The sequence below is a fragment of the Serratia ficaria genome (assembly GCF_900187015.1).
GTDB lineage: Bacteria > Pseudomonadota > Gammaproteobacteria > Enterobacterales > Enterobacteriaceae > Serratia > Serratia ficaria.
In genome coordinates this window covers 3,614,960-3,635,902 of the sequence record NZ_LT906479.1, presented here as the reverse complement: position 1 = coordinate 3,635,902, position 20,943 = coordinate 3,614,960, and the positions used below count along the sequence as shown (strand labels likewise).

The window sequence follows — 20,943 nt, the reverse complement described above, 5'->3', positions numbered from 1 at the left end:
TATGCACTCTCAAAAAGACAATCACGCAGTCAACGATGCGCTTGAGCCCATCAATGCAGCCGCTCCTCAGAGCGGCGCTGATGCATTTGAGCTGAGTGCGGAAGAACGTGAGGCGATCGAGCATGAAAAGCACCATTACGAGGATCCGCGCGCCGCTTCCATCGAAGCACTGAAAATTGTGCAGAAGAAGCGCGGCTGGGTTCCGGACGGTGCGATTTACGCCATCGCGGAAGTGCTGGGCATCCCCGCCAGCGACGTAGAAGGCGTGGCCACGTTCTACAGCCAGATTTTCCGTCAGCCGGTAGGACGTCACGTGATCCGTTATTGTGACAGCGTTGTTTGTCACATCACCGGTTACCAGGGCATTCAGGCCGCCATTGAGAAGAAGCTGAACATCAAACCGGGTCAAACCACCTTTGATGGCCGCTTCACTCTGCTGCCGACCTGCTGCCTGGGCAACTGCGATAAAGGGCCGACCATGATGATTGATGAGGACACTCACAGTCAGCTGAAGCCTGAAGATATCGAGACGCTACTGGAGCAGTATCAATGATTAAAGACATTGTGCGCACTCCCGAAACGCATCCGCTGACCTGGCGTCTGCGCGACGACAAACAGCCGCTGTGGCTGGATGAATATCGCAGCAAGAACGGCTATGCCGGTGCGGAAAAAGCCCTCAAGGGCCTGGCTCCCGACGAAATAGTCGGCCTGGTGAAAGACTCCGGGCTGAAGGGCCGCGGCGGCGCAGGCTTCTCCACCGGTTTGAAGTGGAGCCTGATGCCGAAAGACGAGTCCATGAACATCCGTTACCTGCTGTGTAACGCCGATGAAATGGAGCCGGGCACCTATAAAGACCGTCTGCTGATGGAGCAGCTGCCGCACCTGCTGGTGGAAGGCATGCTGATCTCCGCGTTCGCGCTGAAGGCTTACCGCGGTTACATCTTCCTGCGCGGCGAATACGTCGAAGCGGCGGTGCACCTGCGCCGCGCCATCGCGGAAGCCACCGAAGCCGGCTACCTGGGCAAGAACATTCTCGGCACCGGCTTTGATTTCGAGCTGATCGTGCACACCGGCGCCGGCCGCTATATTTGCGGCGAAGAAACCGCGCTGATCAACTCGCTGGAAGGCCGCCGCGCCAACCCGCGTTCCAAGCCGCCGTTCCCGGCCTCCGCCGGCGCCTGGGGCAAGCCGACCTGCGTCAACAACGTGGAAACGCTGTGCAACGTGCCGGCCATTCTGGCCAACGGCGTTGAGTGGTACACCGGCATCTCCGCCAGCGAAGACAAAGGCACCAAGCTGATGGGCTTCTCCGGCCGGGTGAAAAACCCGGGCGTCTGGGAGCTGCCGTTCGGCACCACCGCACGCGAGATCCTCGAAGATTACGCCGGCGGCATGCGCGACGGCTTGCGCTTCAAGGCCTGGCAACCGGGCGGCGCGGGCACCGACTTCCTGACCGCCGATCACCTCGATCTGCCGATGGAATACGGCGCAATCGGCAAGGCCGGCAGCCGTTTGGGCACCGCGCTGGCGATGGCGGTGGACCACGAAATCGGCATGGTTCCGCTGGTGCGCAACCTGGAAGAGTTCTTCGCCCGCGAGTCCTGCGGCTGGTGTACGCCATGCCGCGACGGCCTGCCGTGGAGCGTGAAGATCCTGCGCGCGTTGGAAAACGGCGAAGGGCAGCCGGGGGATATCGAAACCCTCGAGCAGCTGTGCCGTTCCCTCGGCCCGGGCAAAACCTTCTGCGCCCACGCGCCAGGTGCCGTAGAGCCACTGCAAAGCGCGATTAAATATTTCCGTGAAGAGTTCGAAGCGGGTATTGCCGTTAAGCACTACGGCAACGCACATGCGATTGGCGGCATTCAGCCGAACAACCTGCTGAAGCAACGCTGGTAAGCCGGCTAGCTCGCAACACGGCCAGAATTTTTGATTAACGCCTGCCGCAAGGCAGGCCACTTGGAAGCATGCTGACTATGGCTACGATTCATGTAGACGGCAAAGAATACGACGTAGACGGAGCGGACAACCTGCTGCAGGCCTGTCTCTCCCTCGGGCTCGATATTCCTTACTTTTGCTGGCATCCGGCGCTGGGAAGCGTCGGCGCTTGCCGCCAATGCGCGGTAAAGCAATACCAAAACGCGGAAGATACGCGTGGCCGTTTGGTGATGTCCTGTATGACACCGGCATCCGATGGAACCTTTATTTCCATCGACGATGGCGAAGCGAAACAGTTCCGCGAGAGCGTGGTCGAGTGGTTGATGACCAACCACCCGCACGACTGTCCGGTCTGTGAAGAAGGCGGTAACTGTCACCTGCAGGATATGACGGTAATGACCGGCCACAGCTTCCGTCGCTACCGTTTCACCAAGCGCACCCACAACAACCAGGAGCTGGGGCCGTTTATCTCGCACGAGATGAACCGCTGCATCGCCTGCTACCGCTGCGTGCGTTATTACAAAGACTACGCCGACGGCACCGACTTCGGCGTGTACGGCGCGCACGACAACGTCTATTTCGGCCGTCCGGAAAGCGGCACGCTGGAAAGCGAGTTCTCCGGCAACCTGGTGGAAGTGTGCCCGACCGGCGTATTCACCGACAAGACGCACTCCGAGCGCTACAACCGTAAATGGGACATGCAGTTTGCGCCCAGCATCTGCCAGCAGTGCAGCATCGGCTGCAACACCAGCCCGGGCGAGCGCTATGGCGAGCTGCGCCGCATCGAGAACCGTTACAACGGCAGCGTGAACCACTACTTCCTGTGCGACCGCGGCCGCTTCGGCTACGGCTACGTCAACCAGAAGGATCGCCCGCGTCAACCGCAGCAGCTGCGCGGCAACGACTGGATCACCCTGAACGCCGAACAGGCGATGCAGGGCGCGGCGGACATCCTGCGTCAGGCGAAGAAAACCATCGGCATCGGCTCCCCGCGCGCCAGCCTGGAAAGCAACTTCGCGCTGCGCGAGCTGGTCGGCGCCGAGAACTACTACACCGGCATCGCTCAGGCCGAGCAGTCGCGCCTGGCGCTGATGCTGAAGGTGCTGAAAAACGGCGGCGTTCATACCCCGGCGCTGCGTGAAATCGAAGAGTACGACGCGGTGCTGGTGCTGGGTGAAGATCTGACCCAAACCGGCGCGCGCATCGCGCTGTCGGTGCGTCAGGCCGTCAAGGGCAAGGCCCGCGCGATGGCGGCGGCGCAACGCGTCGCCGACTGGCAGATCGCGGCGGTGCAGAACATCGGTCAGCACGCCAAGTATCCGCTGTTCACCACCAACGTCGACGACACCCGTCTGGACGACATCGCCGCGTGGAACTATCGCGCGCCGGTCGATGAACAGGCGCGCTTCGGTTTCGCCATCGCCCATGCGCTGGATAACGCGGCGCCGGCGGTGAACGATTTGGCCGCAGGCCTGAACAAGAAGGTCGACATCATCGTGCAGGCGCTGACCGGCGCCCGCAAACCGCTGATCGTCACCGGCAGCAACGCCGGCAGCGAAGCCATCATCGAAGCGGCGGCCAACATCGCCAAGGCGTTGAAAGGCCGCGGTTCCGACGTCGGCATCACCTTCGTGGCGGGCGCGGCCAACAGCATGGGCCTGGCGATGATCGGCGGCGGTTCGCTCGATCAGGCGCTGGAACAGCTGGCCAGCGGCGCAGCCGACACCGCCATCGTGATGGAGAACGATCTCTATCGCCATGCGCCGGCGGAGAAAGTGGACGCCGCGCTGGCCAAGGTCAGCAACCTGATCGTCGCCGATCATCAGCGCACCGCCATCATGGACAAGGCCAACCTGATCCTGTCGGCGGCCAGCTTCGCCGAGAGCGACGGCACCCTGGTCAACCAGGAAGGCCGCGCGCAGCGCTTCTTCCAGGTTTACGACCCGGCCTATTACGATGACGCCAAGAAGAATCAGTTCACCGTGATGCTGGAAAGCTGGCGCTGGATGCACTCGCTGCACTCCACCTACACCAGCCGCCACGTGGACTGGACCCAGCTCGATGACGTGATTGCCGCCTGCGTTGAGGCGTTGCCGCAGCTGCAGGGCATCGTCGACGCGGCGCCGGACGCGGCCTTCCGCATCCGCGGCCAGAAGCTGGCGCGCTCTCCGCATCGCTCCAGCGGCCGTACCGCCATGCGCGCCAACATCAGCGTGCACGAGCCGCGTCAGCCGCAGGACAAAGACACCATGTTCTCCTTCTCGATGGAAGGGAACAACAGCCCGCTGGCCGATCGTCAGCAGATCCCGTTCGCCTGGGCGCCAGGCTGGAACTCACCGCAGGCGTGGAACAAGTTCCAGGCCGAAGTGGGCGGCAAGCTGCGCCACGGCGATCCGGGCGTACGCCTGATCGAAGCGGGGGAGGGCAGCCTGGGCTACTTCACCGAGGTGCCTGCCGCGTTCAATGTGGCCGATGGCTGGCGCGTCGCGCCTTACTACCATCTGTTCGGCAGCGATGAAATGTCGCAGCGCTCCAACGTGATCCAGCAACGCATGCCGGAAGCCTACGCGATGGTCAACCCGGCCGACGCCGCCGCGCTTGGCGTTAACGCCGGTGCATTGGTGGAGTTCAGCTGTGCGGGCCAGACGCTGCGTCTGCCGGTGCGTCTGAGCGAAACCCTGACCCAGGGCCAGGTTGGTTTGCCGCTCGGCTTGCCAGGGATCCCGCCGATTTTGGTGGGTGCAACGGTTGAAAATCTGCGGGAGGCGGCACGATGAGCTGGTTTACCCCTGAGGTGATCGACATCCTGATCGCCATTCTTAAAGCGGTAGTGATCCTGCTGGTGGTCGTGGCCTGCGGCGCCTTCATGAGCTTCGGCGAACGCCGCCTGCTCGGCCTGTTCCAGAACCGCTACGGACCTAACCGCGTCGGCTGGGGCGGCTCGCTGCAGCTGGTCGCCGACATGATCAAAATGTTCTTCAAGGAAGACTGGGTACCGAGATTCTCCGACCGGGTGATCTTCACCCTGGCGCCGATGATCGCCTTTACTTCCCTGTTGCTGGCATTCGCCATCGTGCCGGTCAGCCCGACCTGGGCGGTGTCCGATCTCAACATCGGTATTTTGTTCTTCCTGATGATGGCCGGCCTGGCGGTATACGCCGTGCTGTTCGCCGGCTGGTCGAGCAACAACAAATACTCGCTGTTGGGCGCGATGCGCGCCTCCGCGCAAACCCTGAGCTATGAAGTGTTCATCGGCCTGTCGCTGATGGGCGTGGTGATGCAGGCTGACTCGTTCAACATGCAGGCCATCGTTGAATCTCAGGCGCACGTCTGGAACGTCATACCGCAGTTCTTCGGCTTCGTGACCTTCGCGATTGCCGGGGTTGCGGTGTGTCACCGCCACCCGTTCGACCAACCGGAAGCCGAGCAGGAACTGGCCGACGGTTACCACATCGAATATTCCGGCATGAAGTTCGGTCTGTTCTTCGTGGGGGAATACATCGGTATCGTCACCGTGTCCGCCCTGATTGTGACGTTGTTCTTCGGCGGCTGGCAGGGTCCGTTCCTGCCGCCATTCATCTGGTTCGCACTGAAAACGGCCTTCTTCATGATGATGTTCATTCTGATTCGTGCTGCCTTGCCGCGCCCGCGCTACGACCAGGTGATGTCTTTCGGCTGGAAAGTGTGCCTGCCGCTGACGCTGCTGAACCTGCTGGCAACCGCCGCGGTCATTTTGTACAACGCTCAATAAGGGGTGAATAAACCATGACATTGAAAGAGTTATTGGTTGGTTTCGGCACCCAGGTGCGCAGCATTTGGATGATTGGCATGCATGCCTTCGCCAAGCGCGAAACCCAGATGTATCCGGAAGAACCGGTTTACCTGCCGCCGCGCTACCGCGGCCGCATCGTGCTGACGCGCGATCCGGACGGCGAAGAGCGCTGCGTCGCCTGTAACCTGTGTGCGGTTGCCTGCCCGGTCGGCTGTATCTCGCTGCAAAAAGCGGAACAGAAAGACGGCCGTTGGTACCCGGAATTCTTCCGCATCAACTTCTCGCGCTGCATCTTCTGCGGCCTGTGCGAAGAGGCTTGCCCGACCACCGCTATCCAGCTGACGCCGGATTTCGAACTGGGCGAGTACAAGCGTCAGGATCTGGTGTACGAAAAAGAAGATCTGTTGATCTCGGGGCCGGGTAAATATCCGGAATATAACTTCTACCGGATGGCCGGTATGGCGATTGACGGCAAAGCCAAAGGCGAAGCCGAAAACGAAGCCAAACCGATCGACGTCAAAGGTCTGTTGCCCTAAGGAGCCAGCAAGCATGGAAATCGCATTTTATCTGGCAGGCTTGATTGCGGTGGTCGCGACGATTCGCGTGATCACCCATACCAACCCTGTGCATGCGCTGCTGTATCTGATCGTCTCGTTATTGGCGATCTCGGCAGTCTTCTTCTCCCTCGGCGCCTACTTCGCCGCCGCGCTGGAAATCATCGTTTATGCGGGCGCCATCATGGTGTTGTTCGTGTTCGTGGTGATGATGCTGAACCTCGGCAACGTGCAGCAGCAAGAGCGCGACTGGATGAAGCCGAGGGTATGGATCGGGCCTGGCCTGATGTCGCTGGCGTTGCTGGTGGTGCTGATTATCGCTATCCGCAGCGTCTCCGATCAGGGTATCAGCGGCGAGATGGTGGACGCGAAGGCGGTGGGCATCAGTCTGTTCGGTCCTTACGTGTTGGCGGTTGAGCTGGCTTCAATGCTGCTGTTGGCGGGCCTGGTTGTCGCCTTCCACATCGGCCGTGAGCACAAGCCCGGCGAAGTGCTGAGCAACGCGCCGGCGAGTGGCGAAATGGCGAGAAGAAAATCGGAGGAGCAAGCATGATCCCTCTTCAACACGGCCTGATCCTGGCGGCTATCCTGTTCGTGCTCGGGCTGACCGGGCTGCTGGTGCGCCGCAACCTGCTGTTTATGCTGATCAGTCTGGAAGTGATGATCAACGCCGCGGCGTTGGCGTTTATCGTGGCGGGAAGCTATTGGGGCCAGGCGGACGGGCAGGTGATGTACATCCTGGCGATCAGCCTGGCGGCAGCCGAGGCCAGTATCGGCCTGGCGCTGTTGCTGCAGCTCTACCGTCGTCGTCATACCCTGAATATCGATACTGTCAGTGAGATGCGCGGATGAACCTATTATATTTAACAATTCTGCTACCGCTGATCGGGTTCCTGCTGTTGGCATTTTCCCGCGGTCGCTGGTCCGAGAACACCTCGGCAACCGTCGGCGTGGGCTCCATCGGCCTGGCCGCGCTGGTGACGGTTTATGTGGCGATGGACTTCTTCGCCCAGAAAGCCGCCGGCGTGCAGCTGTTCGAACAAAGCCTGTGGACCTGGATGTCGGTCGGCAATTTCAATATCGGCGTAACCCTGACGCTGGACGGCCTGTCGCTGACCATGCTGTCGGTGGTGACCGGCGTCGGCTTCTTCATCCACATGTTCGCGTCCTGGTACATGCGCGGTGAAGAGGGCTACTCGCGCTTCTTCGCCTACACCAACCTGTTTATCGCCAGCATGGTGGTATTGGTGCTGGCGGACAACCTGCTGCTGATGTACCTGGGTTGGGAAGGCGTGGGCCTGTGCAGCTACCTGCTGATCGGTTTCTACTACAAGGATCCGGCCAACGGCGCGGCGGCGATGAAAGCCTTCATCGTGACCCGCGTCGGCGACGTGTTCCTGGCGTTCGCGCTGTTCATTCTCTACAACGAGCTGGGCACCCTGAACATCCGTGAACTGATGATCCTGGCGCCGCAGAAGCTGGCGGTAGGGGATACGGCCATCACCTGGGCAACCCTGATGCTGCTGGGCGGCGCGGTCGGCAAATCGGCGCAGCTGCCGTTGCAAACCTGGCTGGCGGACGCGATGGCGGGCCCGACCCCGGTTTCCGCTCTGATCCACGCGGCGACCATGGTGACCGCGGGCGTTTACCTGATCGCCCGCACGCACGGCCTGTTCCTGATGGCGCCGGAAGTGCTGCACCTGGTGGGCATCGTCGGTGCGGTGACCCTGCTGCTGGCCGGCTTCGCCGCGCTGGTGCAGACCGACATCAAACGCGTGCTCGCTTACTCCACCATGAGCCAGATTGGCTACATGTTCCTGGCGCTGGGCGTACAGGCGTGGGACGCGGCGATCTTCCACCTGATGACCCACGCGTTCTTCAAGGCGCTGCTGTTCCTGTCGTCCGGTTCGGTGATCCTGGCCTGCCATCACGAGCAGAACATCTTCAAGATGGGCGGCCTGCGCAAGAGCATTCCGCTGGTTTACGCCTGCTTCCTGGTGGGCGGCGCGGCGCTGTCGGCCTTGCCGCTGATTACCGCCGGCTTCTTCAGTAAGGATGAGATCCTGGCGGGCGCGATGGCGAACGGCCACATCAACCTGATGATTGCCGGTCTGGTCGGTGCGTTCATGACCTCGCTGTACACCTTCCGCATGATTTTCATCGTGTTCCACGGCGAAGAAAAAATCAAAGCGCATGCCGGTAAAGGCATCACTCACCACCTGCCGCTGCTGGTGCTGCTGGTGCTGTCCACCTTCGTCGGCGCGATGATCGTGCCGCCGCTGCAGGGCGTACTGCCGGACACCACCGAGCTGGCGCACGGCAGCGTGCTGCAGCTGGAGATCGCTTCCGGCGTGGTGGCTGTGGTCGGCATCTTGCTGGCGGCCGCGCTGTGGCTGGGCAAACGCAGCCTGGTCACCCGCATCGCCAACAGCGCGCCGGGCCGCTTCTTCTCGACCTGGTGGTTCCATGCCTGGGGCTTCGACTGGCTGTACGACAAAGTCTTCGTCAAACCTTATCTGGGCATTGCGAAGCTGTTGCAGCGCGACCCGCTGAACTCGCTGATGAACCTGCCGGCCATCTTCTCCCGCTGGGGGAACCGTGGCCTGACGGTGAGCGAGAACGGCCAGGTGCGTTGGTATATAGCGTCTATGGGTGTGGGTGCAGTGGTCGTATTGGCTCTGTTGATTTTGGTGTAACAGAACAATTCGAATACGGTTATCGGGCGTAGCGCTCCTTATAGTCAGCGCTATGTACAATGTTTTTGCTTTATACCCAAGGATTTCGGGGTGTGGCCAGGCGGCAAGTGCGTGAATCCCCGGGAGCTTACTGAAGTAAGTGACCGGGGTGAGCGAACGTAGCCAACGACGCCACAGCGTGAAAGACAAAGGTAGAATAAGGGACACAAAACGCCATGCTATTACCTTGGCTAATTCTTATCCCCTTTATCGGCGGTCTGCTGTGCTGGCAGCTGGAGCGCTTCGGTACTAAGGTGCCGCGCTGGATAGCGCTGATCGCAATGGGGCTGACGTTGGCGCTTTCCCTGCAGCTGTGGTTGCAGGGTGGCTACACATTGACTACGCCGAAAGGCATTCCGCAGTGGCAGAGCGAGTTCCTGCTGCCGTGGATCCCGCGCTTTGGCATTTCCATCCACCTGGCGCTGGACGGCCTGTCGCTGCTGATGGTAGTGCTGACCGGCCTGCTGGGCGTGCTGGCGATCCTCTGTTCCTGGCGTGAAATCCAGAAATATCAGGGCTTCTTCCACCTCAACCTGCTGTGGATCCTGGGCGGCGTTATCGGCGTGTTCCTCGCCATCGACATGTTCCTGTTCTTCTTCTTCTGGGAAATGATGTTGGTGCCGATGTACTTCCTGATCGCCCTGTGGGGTCACAAGGCGTCGGACGGTAAAACCCGCATCACCGCGGCCACCAAGTTCTTCATCTATACCCAGGCCAGCGGCCTGGTGATGCTGATTGCGATCCTGGGCCTGGTGTTCGTGCACTACAACGCCACCGGCGTGTGGACCTTCGATTACGAAGACCTGCTGCAAACCCCGATGTCCCACAACGTGCAGTATCTGCTGATGCTGGGCTTCTTCATCGCCTTCGCGGTGAAAATGCCGGTGGTGCCGCTGCACGGCTGGCTGCCTGACGCGCACAGCCAGGCGCCGACCGCCGGCTCCGTCGACCTGGCGGGGATCTTGCTGAAAACTGCGGCCTACGGCCTGCTGCGTTTCAGCCTGCCGCTGTTCCCGGAAGCTTCGCACGAGTTCGCGCCCATCGCCATGTGGCTGGGCGTGATCGGCATCTTCTACGGCGCCTGGATGGCGTTCGCGCAGACCGACATCAAGCGCCTGATCGCCTACACCTCGGTTTCCCACATGGGCTTCGTGCTGATCGCCATCTACACCGGCAGCCAGCTGGCTTACCAGGGCGCGGTGATCCAGATGATCGCGCACGGCCTGTCCGCCGCCGGTATGTTCATCATCTGCGGCCAGCTGTACGAGCGTCTGCATACCCGCGACATGCGTCAGATGGGCGGCCTGTGGGGGCGCATCAAGTTCATCCCCGCGCTGTCGCTGTTCTTCGCCGTGGCGACGCTGGGGATGCCGGGCACCGGTAACTTCGTCGGTGAGTTCATGATCCTGTTCGGCAGCTACCAGGTGGTGCCGGTGATCACCGTGATCTCTACCTTCGGTCTGGTGTTCGCTTCGGTTTACTCGTTGATCATGATGCAGCGCGCCTACTACGGCAAAGCCAAATCTGACCAACCGTTGCCGGGCATGACCGCGCGCGAACTGTTCATCATTCTGCTGTTGGTGGTATTGCTGGTTCTGCTGGGGTTCTACCCGCAGCCGATTCTGGATACCTCACATGCGGCGATGAGCAACGTGCAACACTGGTTTGGTTCGTCAGTTTCAGCAATTTCAACAACAAGGCCGTAATTCGCCATGACAATAACTCCTCAACAACTGATCGCACTGTTGCCGCTGTTGATCGTCGGATTGACGGTGGTGGTTGTGATGCTAGGCATTGCGTGGCGACGCGACCACTTTATCAACGCCACCCTGACGGTGATCGGTCTCAACCTGGCACTGCTTTCGCTGTACTTTGTCGGCCAGGCCGGCCCAATGGACGTCACCCCGCTGCTGCGGGTTGACGGTTACTCGATGTTCTATACCGGGCTGGTGCTGCTGGCGAGTCTGGCGACCTGCACCTTCGCCTACCCGTGGCTGGTCGGTTACCCGGACAACCGCGAAGAGTTCTACCTGCTGGTGCTGATTGCCGCGCTGGGTGGCATTCTGCTGGCGAGCGCCAACCATCTGGCGTCGCTGTTCATCGGTATCGAACTGATCTCGCTGCCGCTGTTCGGCCTGGTGGGCTATGCCTACCGCCAGAAGCGTCCGCTGGAAGCCGCCATCAAGTACATGCTGCTGTCCGCCGCCGCCTCGTCATTCCTGCTGTTCGGCATGGCGCTGCTGTACGCTGAGTCCGGCGACCTGTCGCTGGCCGGCCTGGGCAAAAGCCTGCAGGAAAACATGATGCACCAGCCGCTGATCCTGGCCGGCATGGGCATGATGATCGTCGGCCTGGGCTTCAAGCTGTCGCTGGTGCCGTTCCAGCTGTGGACGCCGGACGTGTATCAGGGGGCGCCTGCGCCGGTCTCGACCTTCCTGGCCACCGCCAGCAAGATTGCGATCTTCGCGGTAGTGATGCGCCTGTTTCTGTACGCCCCGGCGGCCGACAGCGAGGCGCTGCGCCTGGTGCTGTCGATCATCGCCTTCTGTTCGATCCTGTTCGGCAACCTGATGGCCATCAGCCAGACCAACATCAAGCGTCTGCTGGGCTACTCGTCGATCGCTCACCTGGGCTATCTGCTGGTGGCGCTGATTGCGGTGCAAACGCATCAGCTGTCGCTGGAAACCGCCGGGGTTTACCTGGCCGGTTACCTGTTCAGCAGCCTGGGCGCGTTCGGCGTGGTCAGCCTGATGTCCAGCCCGTACCGCGGGCCGGATGCGGATTCGCTGTTCTCCTACCGCGGCCTGTTCTGGCATAAGCCAATCCTGTCCGCGGTGATGACGGTGATGATGCTGTCGCTGGCCGGTATCCCGATGACCCTGGGCTTCATCGGCAAGTTCTTCGTGATTGCGATGGGCGTCAGCGCGCACCTGTGGTGGCTGACCGGCGCGGTGGTGGTGGGCAGTGCCATTGGCCTGTACTACTATCTGCGCGTCACCGTCAGCCTGTTCCTCAGCGCGCCGGAATCGCTGCAGCGCGATACCCCGAACAACTGGGCGTTGACCGCCGGCGGCGTGGTGGTCTTGATCTCCGCGGCGCTGGTGCTGCTGCTGGGGGTTTATCCGCAGCCGCTGATTACCCTGGTGCAGATGGCGCAGCCGATGTTCTGATCGGGGTTCAGACAGCAAAAAGGTCGCTTCGGCGACCTTTTTTTGTCAGCCCTAAACCACCTCCTGGGGAGGTGGTTTAGGGCTGACAATCAAACTCTGCATGTAGCCAGATGGCCAGCATGACGATGCAAGAGATGAACATCGTCTCAGGCCAACGGGTGAACCCCGTCGCAACAGATAGCGCAGAAAGTAAGCCGGCAAACCTGACGAAACCACGTTTAGCCATGGACTAAATAACCTCGGCGTAAAAAAGGCCCATCTGCGTGGGCCTTATTGGGGGGATACCCTGGTGTTGGAGTGTTTACCTATTAATACCATTGATTCGATCGAAATTGACAATCGATTACACAGATCAATATTTCGATTTCGATCGGTTTTGGCGATCAACTAGGCCCACCGTACAAACAAAAAAAAAGCCGGCATTTCGCCGGCTTAATTTTCATGTAACTATTTATTTTCTATCTTTTTTGTCGGATATAAACCAAGTTAAACCGTAGATGGCCAGGGCAGCAATGAAGATAACCACCGGCCACACGACACGCATAATGCCTTCGCTCAGGAACCCAGTCATGAACATCCCTAACACACCGACGGATATCACCAGCGCCCCGGAGACCTCAGCAATAACCTTCCTGATGACTCTAAATATTTTCGATAGCACTGATAAATTTCTCCGTGTTTTGCGGATTATTGCGCAGTTCGCGCCCAGCAGCGATGTAAGGCTTCAACGGCTCTTCAAAGAGGAAGTACAGCATATCGTAGTCATGCACCGACAAGCGCCGCCACAGGCCAGGGTTTTCATGCTGCAAGCGACGCGAGGTAGAGCATGCGCGGGAGATAAGCCCTTGGGTTACTATGCCACCCAGCATAGCGCCTGTGGTTCCACGCACGGCTAATTTCGTCATCACCGGCAAGAGCATGCCGCCTAAAACTTTGGTGCCCAGGTAGGTAGATATGGCGATTTGCAGGGCTGCACGAGAGGCGAATGTAATACCGCCACCAACCAATTTATCATGGATTTTTTGCAGTGTTGGCTGGGGGAGACGGTCGAGAACATCATTGACAATGAGTTCAGCAACTTTTCTTATCGTATTCCTGTCGCGGATCAGATTCCGGAGAGCGCGCATGACCCGTAAGTCATCAGCCATATTCCTGCGCTGCGTGAATGATCTGCCGTCCGACAGGCCGAAATCCTGTAGCGTTCGCTCAACACCGAGGTAGATATCTTCAGGTATGGAGATTAGGCCTGAGGCAATCGCCTGGACGGTCATCTTAGCATCCATTGCTTTTCCTTATTGGTTATCCTCCCGTTACGATAACCAATGGCTCCAGTCGATTCAATTACCTTGCGGCGTTTTGTTTCGGACTGTCCAGTATCGCCTATTTTTTGAGGTGTTCGCAGTCCGGATTCTATTGCAATTCAGTCCGAAATTTTTCGCCGCGCTACAGGGGCGGGGATTATAAGATCGTCTGCGCCGGGCGGCAGCGATATAGCACCGCCAGCTTTTCCCGGGTTTTCTTCTGCGGTTTAGAATCTACGGCTTCCCATTGGGACACGGCCGATTGGGTGGTACCCAAGCGTTCGGCCACCTCATGCTGCGACAAGCCGCGGAAAAGTCGCCACGCGGCGATCAGGCTGACGTCTTGATCCAACATGATGGCGACCACCTCGTGAGGCACCGTCTCATCGTCGTTCTCGTCAGCTTGATAGGAAATGGCTTTATATTCATCTCGCTGGTTCACCAGCTTTTTATATTCATCGAGAGGCAGCACCACATACAAGGGTTTGCCCGATTCATCATGGATATACTGCAACTTGGCCATCTGGCACACCTCGGGTCATGTATTTCTACTTATCGCGGCTCAGTAAGTCGTCGATGTTCTGCGCTTGATCTGCTGGATTAGGCACACTGTCGGTTTACCATCGATTATATCGAAAATAACGCGATAACTGCCGACGCGTAGCCGGTATTGATTATCGATGCCCTGCATTTTTTTAATGTCTACTCTGGCGGGGGGAAACGTACTCAGCACATCGACTCTGTCTTTAATGGCTGAGCGATCCTGTAAGGCAGCGTCATCAATTGTTTAAGTGCCTTGCGCGACCAGTCAATCTTTACCATCGTTCCCTCGGCGTCGGCGGCACGTCCTGTGCGAAAATTAGATAATAAGATTATTATCTAATAATGACAATGCAAATAGAGCAAGAAAGGGAACGGGGGTCAGGCATGCTCCCCCCGAGTGGGCGCCATCAGCCGGGGTTGCGGGTGAACGACTCTTCCAACGCGCTTACCACCGCGCGCACCCGGGCGGCGCGCTGCAGATCGGGGTGCAGCACCAGCCAGATATCCACCCAGTCCTTATTCTCCGGCAAGATGCGCACCAGGTCCGGATCCTTGTCCGCCAGGAAGGCGGACAGCAGGCCGATGCCCAGCCCGTTGCGGGTGGCCGAGCGCAGCAGCAGCTGCGAATTGCACTGCAGCACCACGTTGGGGTCGAGCAGCGCTTCGCCGCAAAAATCGTTCCAGTGGCGCGGCACCAGCTCGCGTGGGAACATCAGCAGGTCGTGGCCGCGCAGATGATCGCCCTGGGTCGGCATGCCGTGCCTGTCGAGATAATCCTGAGTCGCGTACAGCCCCATTTCGATGGTGGCCATGCGTTTGATGATCAGCTCATCGGCATCCGGGCGTGCGCCGCGGATCGCCAGGTCGGCGCCGCGATACGAGATATCGGAGATATTGACCGCCGTCAGCAGCGTGACGGTGATCGACGGATACCGTTCGCGCAGCTGTTTCAACGCCGGAATGACAAAGGCTTCGGCCAGGGTATCGGTGGTGGCGATGCGCACGTTGCCGCGCAGGCTGTCGTCTCCGCTGGTGGCCTTGCGGCCTATCGCCTGCACCGAATTTTCCATATTCATCACGTCCGCCAGCATCTCTTCGCCCAGCGGGCTGAGGGAGAAGGCCTTCGGCGTGCGGATAAACAGTTTTGAGCCCAGCGCCTCTTCGAAGGCGGCGATACGCCGCCCGACGGTGGCCTGGTCGACGTGAAGTTCGTTGGCGGCTTTCCGTAGCGTACCGCAGCGGGCGACGGCCAGAAAGAAGCGTGCATCATCCCAATTCATCATGCCATTTCCTTTATGCCGGCTGGTCGGGGGCGATCATTTTCACCCGGCGCACAGGCCGGTTTATGCTGAAAATAACGCCGGTATATCATAATTATTTATTCTGTTTCAGGCTGTTAATAAATGCATCAGCCTGCCGCTGAACGTCAATGTTACCTTAACGCCAGCATCGGCGATGCACTAATGAATCACCCCGATGCATTCTTGGCTATTCTGCGCGTCATGGCCGGGCGGTATGATGCATGCCTTTTCGTTCAGAGCAGGGTAATCATCAGGCTGTTGCCTGAGAGGCCCGGGAGTAATGATGTCAAATACCGCCGCCGTTGAAGAAACGGCTAAAACGCAGCTGGGCGCGTCGCATTGCGCCATTCTGCTGTTTTTGGCGCTGGCGCTCATGTCGGCGCTGCTGAACAGCAGCGCCCCTACGCCGCTATATCCGCTTTATCAACATCAGTTGGGGTTGAGTTCAGTCAGCCTGACGATGATCTACGGCGCCTATGCCGCCGGCGTGCTGATTTCGCTGTTCGGCGTGGGCAACATGGCCGGCAAGGTGAAAGATCTGCGCGGCATGATCGTGCCGGCGCTGTTGGTGGTGCTGGCCGGCGCCTGGCTGTTCGCGCTGGCGGATTCCTTCTTCATGCTGCTGATGGCGCGGCTGCTGGCCGGGATCGGCACCGGGGCGCTGACCGGCGCGGCGAACATTGCGCTGGTGCGCTTCGGGCCGAAAGACGGCGGCAAAAGCGCCGCCCTGATCGCGACGTTGTCCTTCACCACCGGCCTGGCGCTGGGGCCGATTTTTAGCGGCGTCGCATTGCAAACCGGCTTTCACGCCACCTCGACGCCGTTCGTTATCATCATGGGCGTGGCCGCCGTCGCCGCCCTGGGGGTGATGCTCAAATGGCCGCGCGCGCCGGAGACCGCCGCGGCAGCGGGGGGGCAACTGGGGGAGCCGGCCGCGAAAAGCGCATTGGCCGACGGCCTGCGCGCCACCGGCGGCAGGTTTTTCCTCTGCGCCGGCGCCTTGTTCATCTGTTGGGCGATAGCCGCCAGCATTCTGGCGATTGGCCCGAGCGTGTCGGAAAAGCTGCTGGGCATGCACAGCCGCGGCGCCTTCGGCTATGCGATCGCGGTTTACCTGATCATCGCCGGTATCAGCCAGCTGCTGAGCCGCCGCATCAACGCGCGCCACTCGCTGCTGTGCGGCTGCCTGACGCAGGCGCTGTCGGTGGGCATATTCGCCGCAGCGATCCAGCTCCATTCATTGGGGCTGGCCGCCGTCGGCATGGCGATTGCCGGTTACGCCTACGGGGCCATTTTCGTCGGCAGCGCCACCCTGGTGAACCTGATCTCGCCGCCGGCCAGCCATGCGCGGCTGATATCGTTGTTCTATGTTATCGCCTATATCGCCAATTGGGTGCCGATCCTGTTGGGCGTGGTGATCGACCATGCCGATCTGCAGCTGGCGGCCAACCTGCTGTTCCTGGCCAGCGCCGCAGTTTGCCTGCTGTTGAGCCTAATGGTGACCCGTGCGGGGTTCTCGCGCTGATGCTGGTTCTGTTTTGTGATTTACAGCACTATTTTGAAATTTAGTTTTCCGTTATTGCATTGTTTGTGTGACTCATATCACTTGATGTTGCCGGTTTTCGCGTAAACTGCGCGCTTTCTCTGCTGCGGGTCGGTGTATGAACGTTCTTTTCGCCATTGCTGTGACTACCGGGATCCTTTCCGGCGTTTGGGGATGGGTGGCCGTCAGCCTGGGATTGATCGGCTGGGCCGGTTTCCTCGGCTGCACCGCCTATTTCGCCTGCCCGCAGGGTGGGTTGAAAGGGTTGTTGATCGCCACGCTCACCTGCTGCAGCGGGGTCTTTTGGGCGATGGCGATCGTTCACGGCAGCAAACTGGCGCCGGAATGGAATATGCTGGGTTACCTGTTGACCGGCGCAGTGGCTTTTCTGATGTGCATCCAGGCCCGGCAGCAGTGGCTGAGCTTCGTGCCCGGCACCTTTATCGGCGCCTGCGCCACCTTCGCCGGCGGCGGCGACTGGCCGCGGGTGACGATGTCGCTGCTGGTGGGATTGCTGTTCGGCTATGCGATGAAAAACAGCGGCCTGTGGCTGGCGGCGCGCGGCGAAAAGGCGCGGCGGTCGCAGGCTACGCAGCGAGGCGCCGAATCAAATAGTGCCGCCGAGTGAGATGCGGTAGTGCAGGTCGACGCGCTCGATGCAGGGCACGCCTTTAATGCGTTTCAGCAAGATTTCGGTGGCCACCTTGCCCATATCAAAACGCGGGGTGATCACGCTGGCGATGCCCGGGGTGGTGGCCTGGCCGATCTCCAGGCCGTGAAAGCCAGACAGGGCGATATCCTGCGGCACCCGCAGCCCCAGCCGCAGGCAGGCCTGCAGCACGCCTACCGCCAGATCGTCGTTGGTGCACAGGATGGCGTCCAGCTCAGGATAGAGGCGGCGCGCCGTCGCCAGCATGTCGGCGCCGACCGACACCGAAGAAACCCGGTGCGGGGTGATCTGCCGCGGCGTCAGCCCCTGGCTTTCCATCGCCCGGCAATATCCCTGATAACGCTTGTTGTCGCGCGCGTCTGACATGGCGCCGAAATAGACCACCTGCCGCTTGCCGCTGGCGAGCAGCGCTTCGGTCATGTCGTAACCCGCCTGATGGTTGTCGAAACCTACCGCGATCCGCCCCGGCGGCCCGTCCAGATCCATCACCTGCGCCACCGGGATTTTCGCCGCGGCGAGGTATTTCTCCGCCCGCAGGGTATGCGCCGAATCGGTGAGGATCAGCCCGGCTATCGGGTAAGCCAACAGCTGGGCGATATGTTCTTCTTCGCGTTGCTGGCTGTAATCATAGTTCACCACCAGCGTCTGATAGCCTTGTTCCAGCGCGATGGATTCGATGCCCGCCAACAGGTCGGCGAAGATTTGATTATTGAACGACGGGATCAGCACGCCGATGCGCGGTTTCTGATTGGCGCGCGCGCCGTCGCCGTCGGTAAAGTTCACTTCCTGCATCACCTGAGCAATGCGCGCGGCGGTGTCGGCCGCCACCTTTTCCGGCGTACGCAGATAGCGGCTGACGGTCATTTTGGTCACGCCGGCGAGCAGCGCAATATCCTGCAGCGTAACGCGTTGGTTTTTCATTCGGCGCCTTAACGGGGTGAGGCATGGCTGATAGGCCATGTTAACAAATCGATCCGGTGATAACAATCGATGCCGATAACTATAAAAATCATATAATTCAATAAGGTGTAAGACATTGCCGGCGCAATTCACTGCGCGGCTTCACGTTAAGGGTAACAGGGTTTAGTAACATGATTTTAAGTGATCTCAATCACGTTTTTACCGGTAACAATCCGCTGAGATAGACGCCTGTCCTAATCAGAACGAGATTGCCGGGGAATGTTATGAACAACCTGTTTTCGCTGGATAATAAAAAAATATTGATTACCGGCGCTTCGCGCGGCATCGGTTTCCTGCTGGCGCGCGGTTTGGCGCAGTATGGCGCGCATATCCTGGTCAACGCGACCACCGAAGAGAACGCCCTGCGCGCGGTCGACAGCCTGCGCAGCGAGGGATTCGGCGCCGACGCGGCGGCTTTTGACGTTACCGACACCCAGGCGATCCACGCCGCCATCGAGCGCATCGAGGAGAAGGTCGGCGCGATCGACGTGTTGATCAATAACGCCGGCATCCAGCGTCGCCATCCCTTTACCGATTTCCCGGAACAAGACTGGGACGACATTATCGCCGTCAATCAGAAGGCGGTGTTTATGGTGTCGCAAGCGGTAGCGCGCCATATGGTTCAACGCCAAAGCGGCAAGATTATCAATATCGGTTCGATGCAGAGCGAGCTGGGCCGCGACACCATCACCCCTTACGCCGCTTCCAAAGGGGCGGTGAAAATGCTGACGCGCGGCATGTGCGTTGAGCTGGCGCGCTACAATATTCAGGTGAACGGCATCGCCCCCGGCTATTTCAAAACCGAAATGACCCAGGCATTGGCCGACAATCAGGAATTCACCGCCTGGCTGACCAAGCGCACCCCGGCGGCGCGCTGGGGCGATCCGCAGGAACTGATCGGCGCGGCGGTGTTCCTGTCTTCCAAAGCGTCCGATTTTGTCAACGGCCACCTGCTGTTTGTCGATGGCGGCATGTCTGCGGCGGTGTAACGCGCCCACTTTGGAGAGCTGAGATGAAAATTCAAACCCAGTCCTGCGTGGTCAACGGCAAATATGACGTGGCGGTGGTGGCGCAGGAGGTGAATTACCGGGGGCAGGGCACGCTGGTGAAAATCAGCCGCGGCGGCATCTGCGGATCGGACCTGCATTACTATCAGGAAGGCAAAGTCGGCAGTTTTCAGGTGCGTCAGCCGATGGTGCTGGGGCACGAAGTGATCGGCGAGGTGGTCGCCAGCGATTCGCCGCGGCTGACGCCGGGGCAGAAGGTGGCGCTCAACCCCAGCAAACCCTGCGGACAGTGCAAGTACTGCCTGGCGCAGCAGCAAAACCAGTGCACCGGGATGCGCTTCTTCGGCAGCGCGATGTACTTCCCGCACGTCGACGGCGCCTTTACCCAGTACAAGATCGTGGACAGCGCGCAATGCATCGCCTTCGACGCCGATCGCGACGACAAGGTGATGGTGTTCGCTGAACCGCTGGCGGTGGCGATCCACGCCGCGAAACAGCCGGGCGACGTGGCGGGCAAGAAAGTGTTCGTGTCCGGCGTCGGTCCGATCGGCTGCCTGCTGGTGGCGGCGTTGAAAGCGCTGGGGGCCGGCGAGATCGTCTGCGCCGATCTCAGCCCGCGCTGCCTGGCTATCGCCGGCGAAATGGGGGCCGGCGTCCGCCTGCATGCCGCCGAGGCGGATTTCAGCGGTTATCTGCAGGACAAGGGGTATTTCGATATCGCCTTTGAGGTGGCCGGCCATCCGTCTTCCCTGCAGCGCTGCCTGGAAATCACCCGCGCCAAAGGCACGGTGGTGCAGGTGGGCATGGGCGGCAGTTTCCCCGACTTCCCGCTGATGCTGCTGATTGCCAAAGAGCTGAACCTGTTGGGGTCATTCCGCTTCGTCGAGGAGTTTGAGCTGGCGGTGGCCTGGCTGGCGCAAGGAAGGATCGATCCGCTGCCGCTGTTGTCCGCCGAGTTTGACAATCATCAGCTGGCGCAGGCGCTGGAATTTGCCGGCGACAAAAGCCGTGCCGCCAAGGTACAGCTGGTGTTTTAGGGCAAAAGTCTGATGGCCGCGGTCGGCGATCCTTGTCTATAGTTAAGGAATGTTTAATTTTTCAACCACGGAGAACTCACTATGGCGAGAAATACGGATGCCGATCAAACCACGCTCGACGACGATCTGAGAATGTTGACCGACACGCTGGAGGAGGTGCTGCAGTACTCCGGCGATCGCGCCGATCAGGCTTACGTCGACATCAAGGCACACGCCGAGCAGGCGCTGAGTGAGGTCAAGTCGCGGCTGGCGGACACCACCGAGTCTTATTATGCGCGGGCCAAAGACGCGGTGTATCGCACTGACGACTACGTGCGTGAAAACCCCTGGCACAGCGTAGGCATTGGCGCCACCCTGGGGCTGGTGTTAGGCCTGCTGTTGGCGCGCAAATAGCGAAAACGGGCGCAGCGATGCC

At 60.0% G+C, this 20,943-nt stretch carries 19 protein-coding genes and 1 pseudogene; 15 read left to right on the top strand and 5 right to left on the bottom strand.

The features are described 5' to 3' along the window. Position 1: 1 nt before the first annotated feature. The 10 genes from nuoE (at position 2) to nuoN (ending at position 12,166) form a co-directional block, all read left to right on the top strand. Positions 2-553 (top strand): NADH-quinone oxidoreductase subunit NuoE, encoded by a 552-nt coding sequence (nuoE, locus tag CKW09_RS17125; protein ID WP_061795800.1) that lies wholly within the window; start codon positions 2-4, stop codon positions 551-553. Further along, positions 550-1,896 carry an NADH-quinone oxidoreductase subunit NuoF gene (nuoF, locus tag CKW09_RS17120; RefSeq protein ID WP_061795801.1) on the top strand — a complete coding sequence of 449 codons (1,347 nt, stop codon included), beginning with the start codon at positions 550-552 and terminating at the stop codon, positions 1,894-1,896. The genes nuoE and nuoF overlap by 4 nt, the downstream gene beginning before the upstream one ends. A 77-nt stretch (positions 1,897-1,973) precedes the next feature. Beyond that, a complete protein-coding gene (gene nuoG / locus CKW09_RS17115) occupies positions 1,974-4,712 on the top strand; it encodes an NADH-quinone oxidoreductase subunit NuoG (RefSeq protein ID WP_095100232.1) in 2,739 nt (912 codons plus the stop codon). Next, complete coding sequence (gene nuoH, locus CKW09_RS17110) at positions 4,709-5,686, top strand: NADH-quinone oxidoreductase subunit NuoH (RefSeq protein WP_004936022.1); 978 nt, start codon at positions 4,709-4,711, stop codon at positions 5,684-5,686. Before nuoG ends, nuoH begins: the two co-directional genes overlap by 4 nt. A 14-nt stretch (positions 5,687-5,700) precedes the next feature. Beyond that, the gene (gene nuoI, locus CKW09_RS17105) at positions 5,701-6,243 is read left to right on the top strand and encodes an NADH-quinone oxidoreductase subunit NuoI (RefSeq protein ID WP_061795803.1); all 543 of its coding nucleotides are present in this window, start codon (positions 5,701-5,703) and stop codon (positions 6,241-6,243) included. Between the two features lie 13 nt (positions 6,244-6,256). Continuing rightward, positions 6,257-6,814, top strand: coding sequence for an NADH-quinone oxidoreductase subunit J (gene nuoJ / locus CKW09_RS17100; protein ID WP_061795804.1), 558 nt, complete (start codon positions 6,257-6,259; stop codon positions 6,812-6,814). Next, positions 6,811-7,113 (top strand): NADH-quinone oxidoreductase subunit NuoK, encoded by a 303-nt coding sequence (nuoK, locus tag CKW09_RS17095; protein WP_004936014.1) that lies wholly within the window; start codon positions 6,811-6,813, stop codon positions 7,111-7,113. The genes nuoJ and nuoK overlap by 4 nt, the downstream gene beginning before the upstream one ends. Beyond that, the gene (gene nuoL, locus CKW09_RS17090; RefSeq protein ID WP_061795805.1) at positions 7,110-8,957 is read left to right on the top strand and encodes an NADH-quinone oxidoreductase subunit L; all 1,848 of its coding nucleotides are present in this window, start codon (positions 7,110-7,112) and stop codon (positions 8,955-8,957) included. The genes nuoK and nuoL overlap by 4 nt, the downstream gene beginning before the upstream one ends. Positions 8,958-9,172: 215 nt before the next feature. After that, positions 9,173-10,702 (top strand): NADH-quinone oxidoreductase subunit M, encoded by a 1,530-nt coding sequence (gene nuoM, locus CKW09_RS17085; protein WP_061795806.1) that lies wholly within the window; start codon positions 9,173-9,175, stop codon positions 10,700-10,702. 6 nt (positions 10,703-10,708) lie between these two features. Further along, on the top strand, positions 10,709-12,166 hold the full coding sequence (nuoN, locus tag CKW09_RS17080) for an NADH-quinone oxidoreductase subunit NuoN (RefSeq protein ID WP_061795807.1): 1,458 nt from the start codon (positions 10,709-10,711) through the stop codon (positions 12,164-12,166). A gap of 641 nt (positions 12,167-12,807) precedes the next feature. Here the strand turns inward: nuoN and CKW09_RS17070 are convergent. The 4 genes and pseudogenes from CKW09_RS17070 to CKW09_RS17055 all read right to left on the bottom strand — a co-directional run bounded on the left by CKW09_RS17070 (position 12,808) and on the right by CKW09_RS17055 (position 15,293). Next, on the bottom strand, positions 12,808-13,449 hold the full coding sequence (locus CKW09_RS17070) for a hypothetical protein (protein ID WP_181907831.1): 642 nt from the start codon (positions 13,447-13,449) through the stop codon (positions 12,808-12,810). A gap of 175 nt (positions 13,450-13,624) precedes the next feature. Continuing rightward, entirely contained in the window at positions 13,625-13,990 is a 366-nt protein-coding gene (locus tag CKW09_RS17065; protein WP_095100226.1) for a helix-turn-helix domain-containing protein, read from the bottom strand. A gap of 39 nt (positions 13,991-14,029) precedes the next feature. After that, a pseudogene (locus tag CKW09_RS24965) lies at positions 14,030-14,289 on the bottom strand (type II toxin-antitoxin system RelE family toxin). 128 nt (positions 14,290-14,417) lie between these two features. Beyond that, positions 14,418-15,293, bottom strand: coding sequence for a LysR family transcriptional regulator (locus CKW09_RS17055; RefSeq protein WP_095098545.1), 876 nt, complete (start codon positions 15,291-15,293; stop codon positions 14,418-14,420). Positions 15,294-15,594: 301 nt separating this feature from the next. Here CKW09_RS17055 and CKW09_RS17050 point away from each other — a divergent pair, with 301 nt between their 5' ends. Further along, on the top strand, positions 15,595-16,836 hold the full coding sequence (locus CKW09_RS17050) for an MFS transporter (RefSeq protein WP_095100224.1): 1,242 nt from the start codon (positions 15,595-15,597) through the stop codon (positions 16,834-16,836). A 136-nt stretch (positions 16,837-16,972) separates the two neighbouring features. Further along, complete coding sequence (locus CKW09_RS17045; protein WP_095098544.1) at positions 16,973-17,482, top strand: DUF1097 domain-containing protein; 510 nt, start codon at positions 16,973-16,975, stop codon at positions 17,480-17,482. Here CKW09_RS17045 and CKW09_RS17040 read toward each other — a convergent pair. Then, positions 17,462-18,445 (bottom strand): LacI family DNA-binding transcriptional regulator, encoded by a 984-nt coding sequence (locus CKW09_RS17040; RefSeq protein WP_061795811.1) that lies wholly within the window; start codon positions 18,443-18,445, stop codon positions 17,462-17,464. The genes CKW09_RS17045 and CKW09_RS17040 overlap by 21 nt on opposite strands. Positions 18,446-18,708: 263 nt before the next feature. Here CKW09_RS17040 and idnO point away from each other — a divergent pair, with 263 nt between their 5' ends. The 3 genes from idnO to elaB all read left to right on the top strand — a co-directional run bounded on the left by idnO (position 18,709) and on the right by elaB (position 20,921). Next, on the top strand, positions 18,709-19,473 hold the full coding sequence (gene idnO / locus CKW09_RS17035) for a gluconate 5-dehydrogenase (RefSeq protein WP_061795812.1): 765 nt from the start codon (positions 18,709-18,711) through the stop codon (positions 19,471-19,473). Positions 19,474-19,496: 23 nt separating this feature from the next. Next, positions 19,497-20,528 (top strand): L-idonate 5-dehydrogenase, encoded by a 1,032-nt coding sequence (gene idnD / locus CKW09_RS17030; protein ID WP_061795813.1) that lies wholly within the window; start codon positions 19,497-19,499, stop codon positions 20,526-20,528. A gap of 81 nt (positions 20,529-20,609) precedes the next feature. Then, complete coding sequence (gene elaB, locus CKW09_RS17025) at positions 20,610-20,921, top strand: stress response protein ElaB (RefSeq protein ID WP_061795814.1); 312 nt, start codon at positions 20,610-20,612, stop codon at positions 20,919-20,921. The last annotated feature ends 22 nt before the right edge of the window (positions 20,922-20,943 follow it).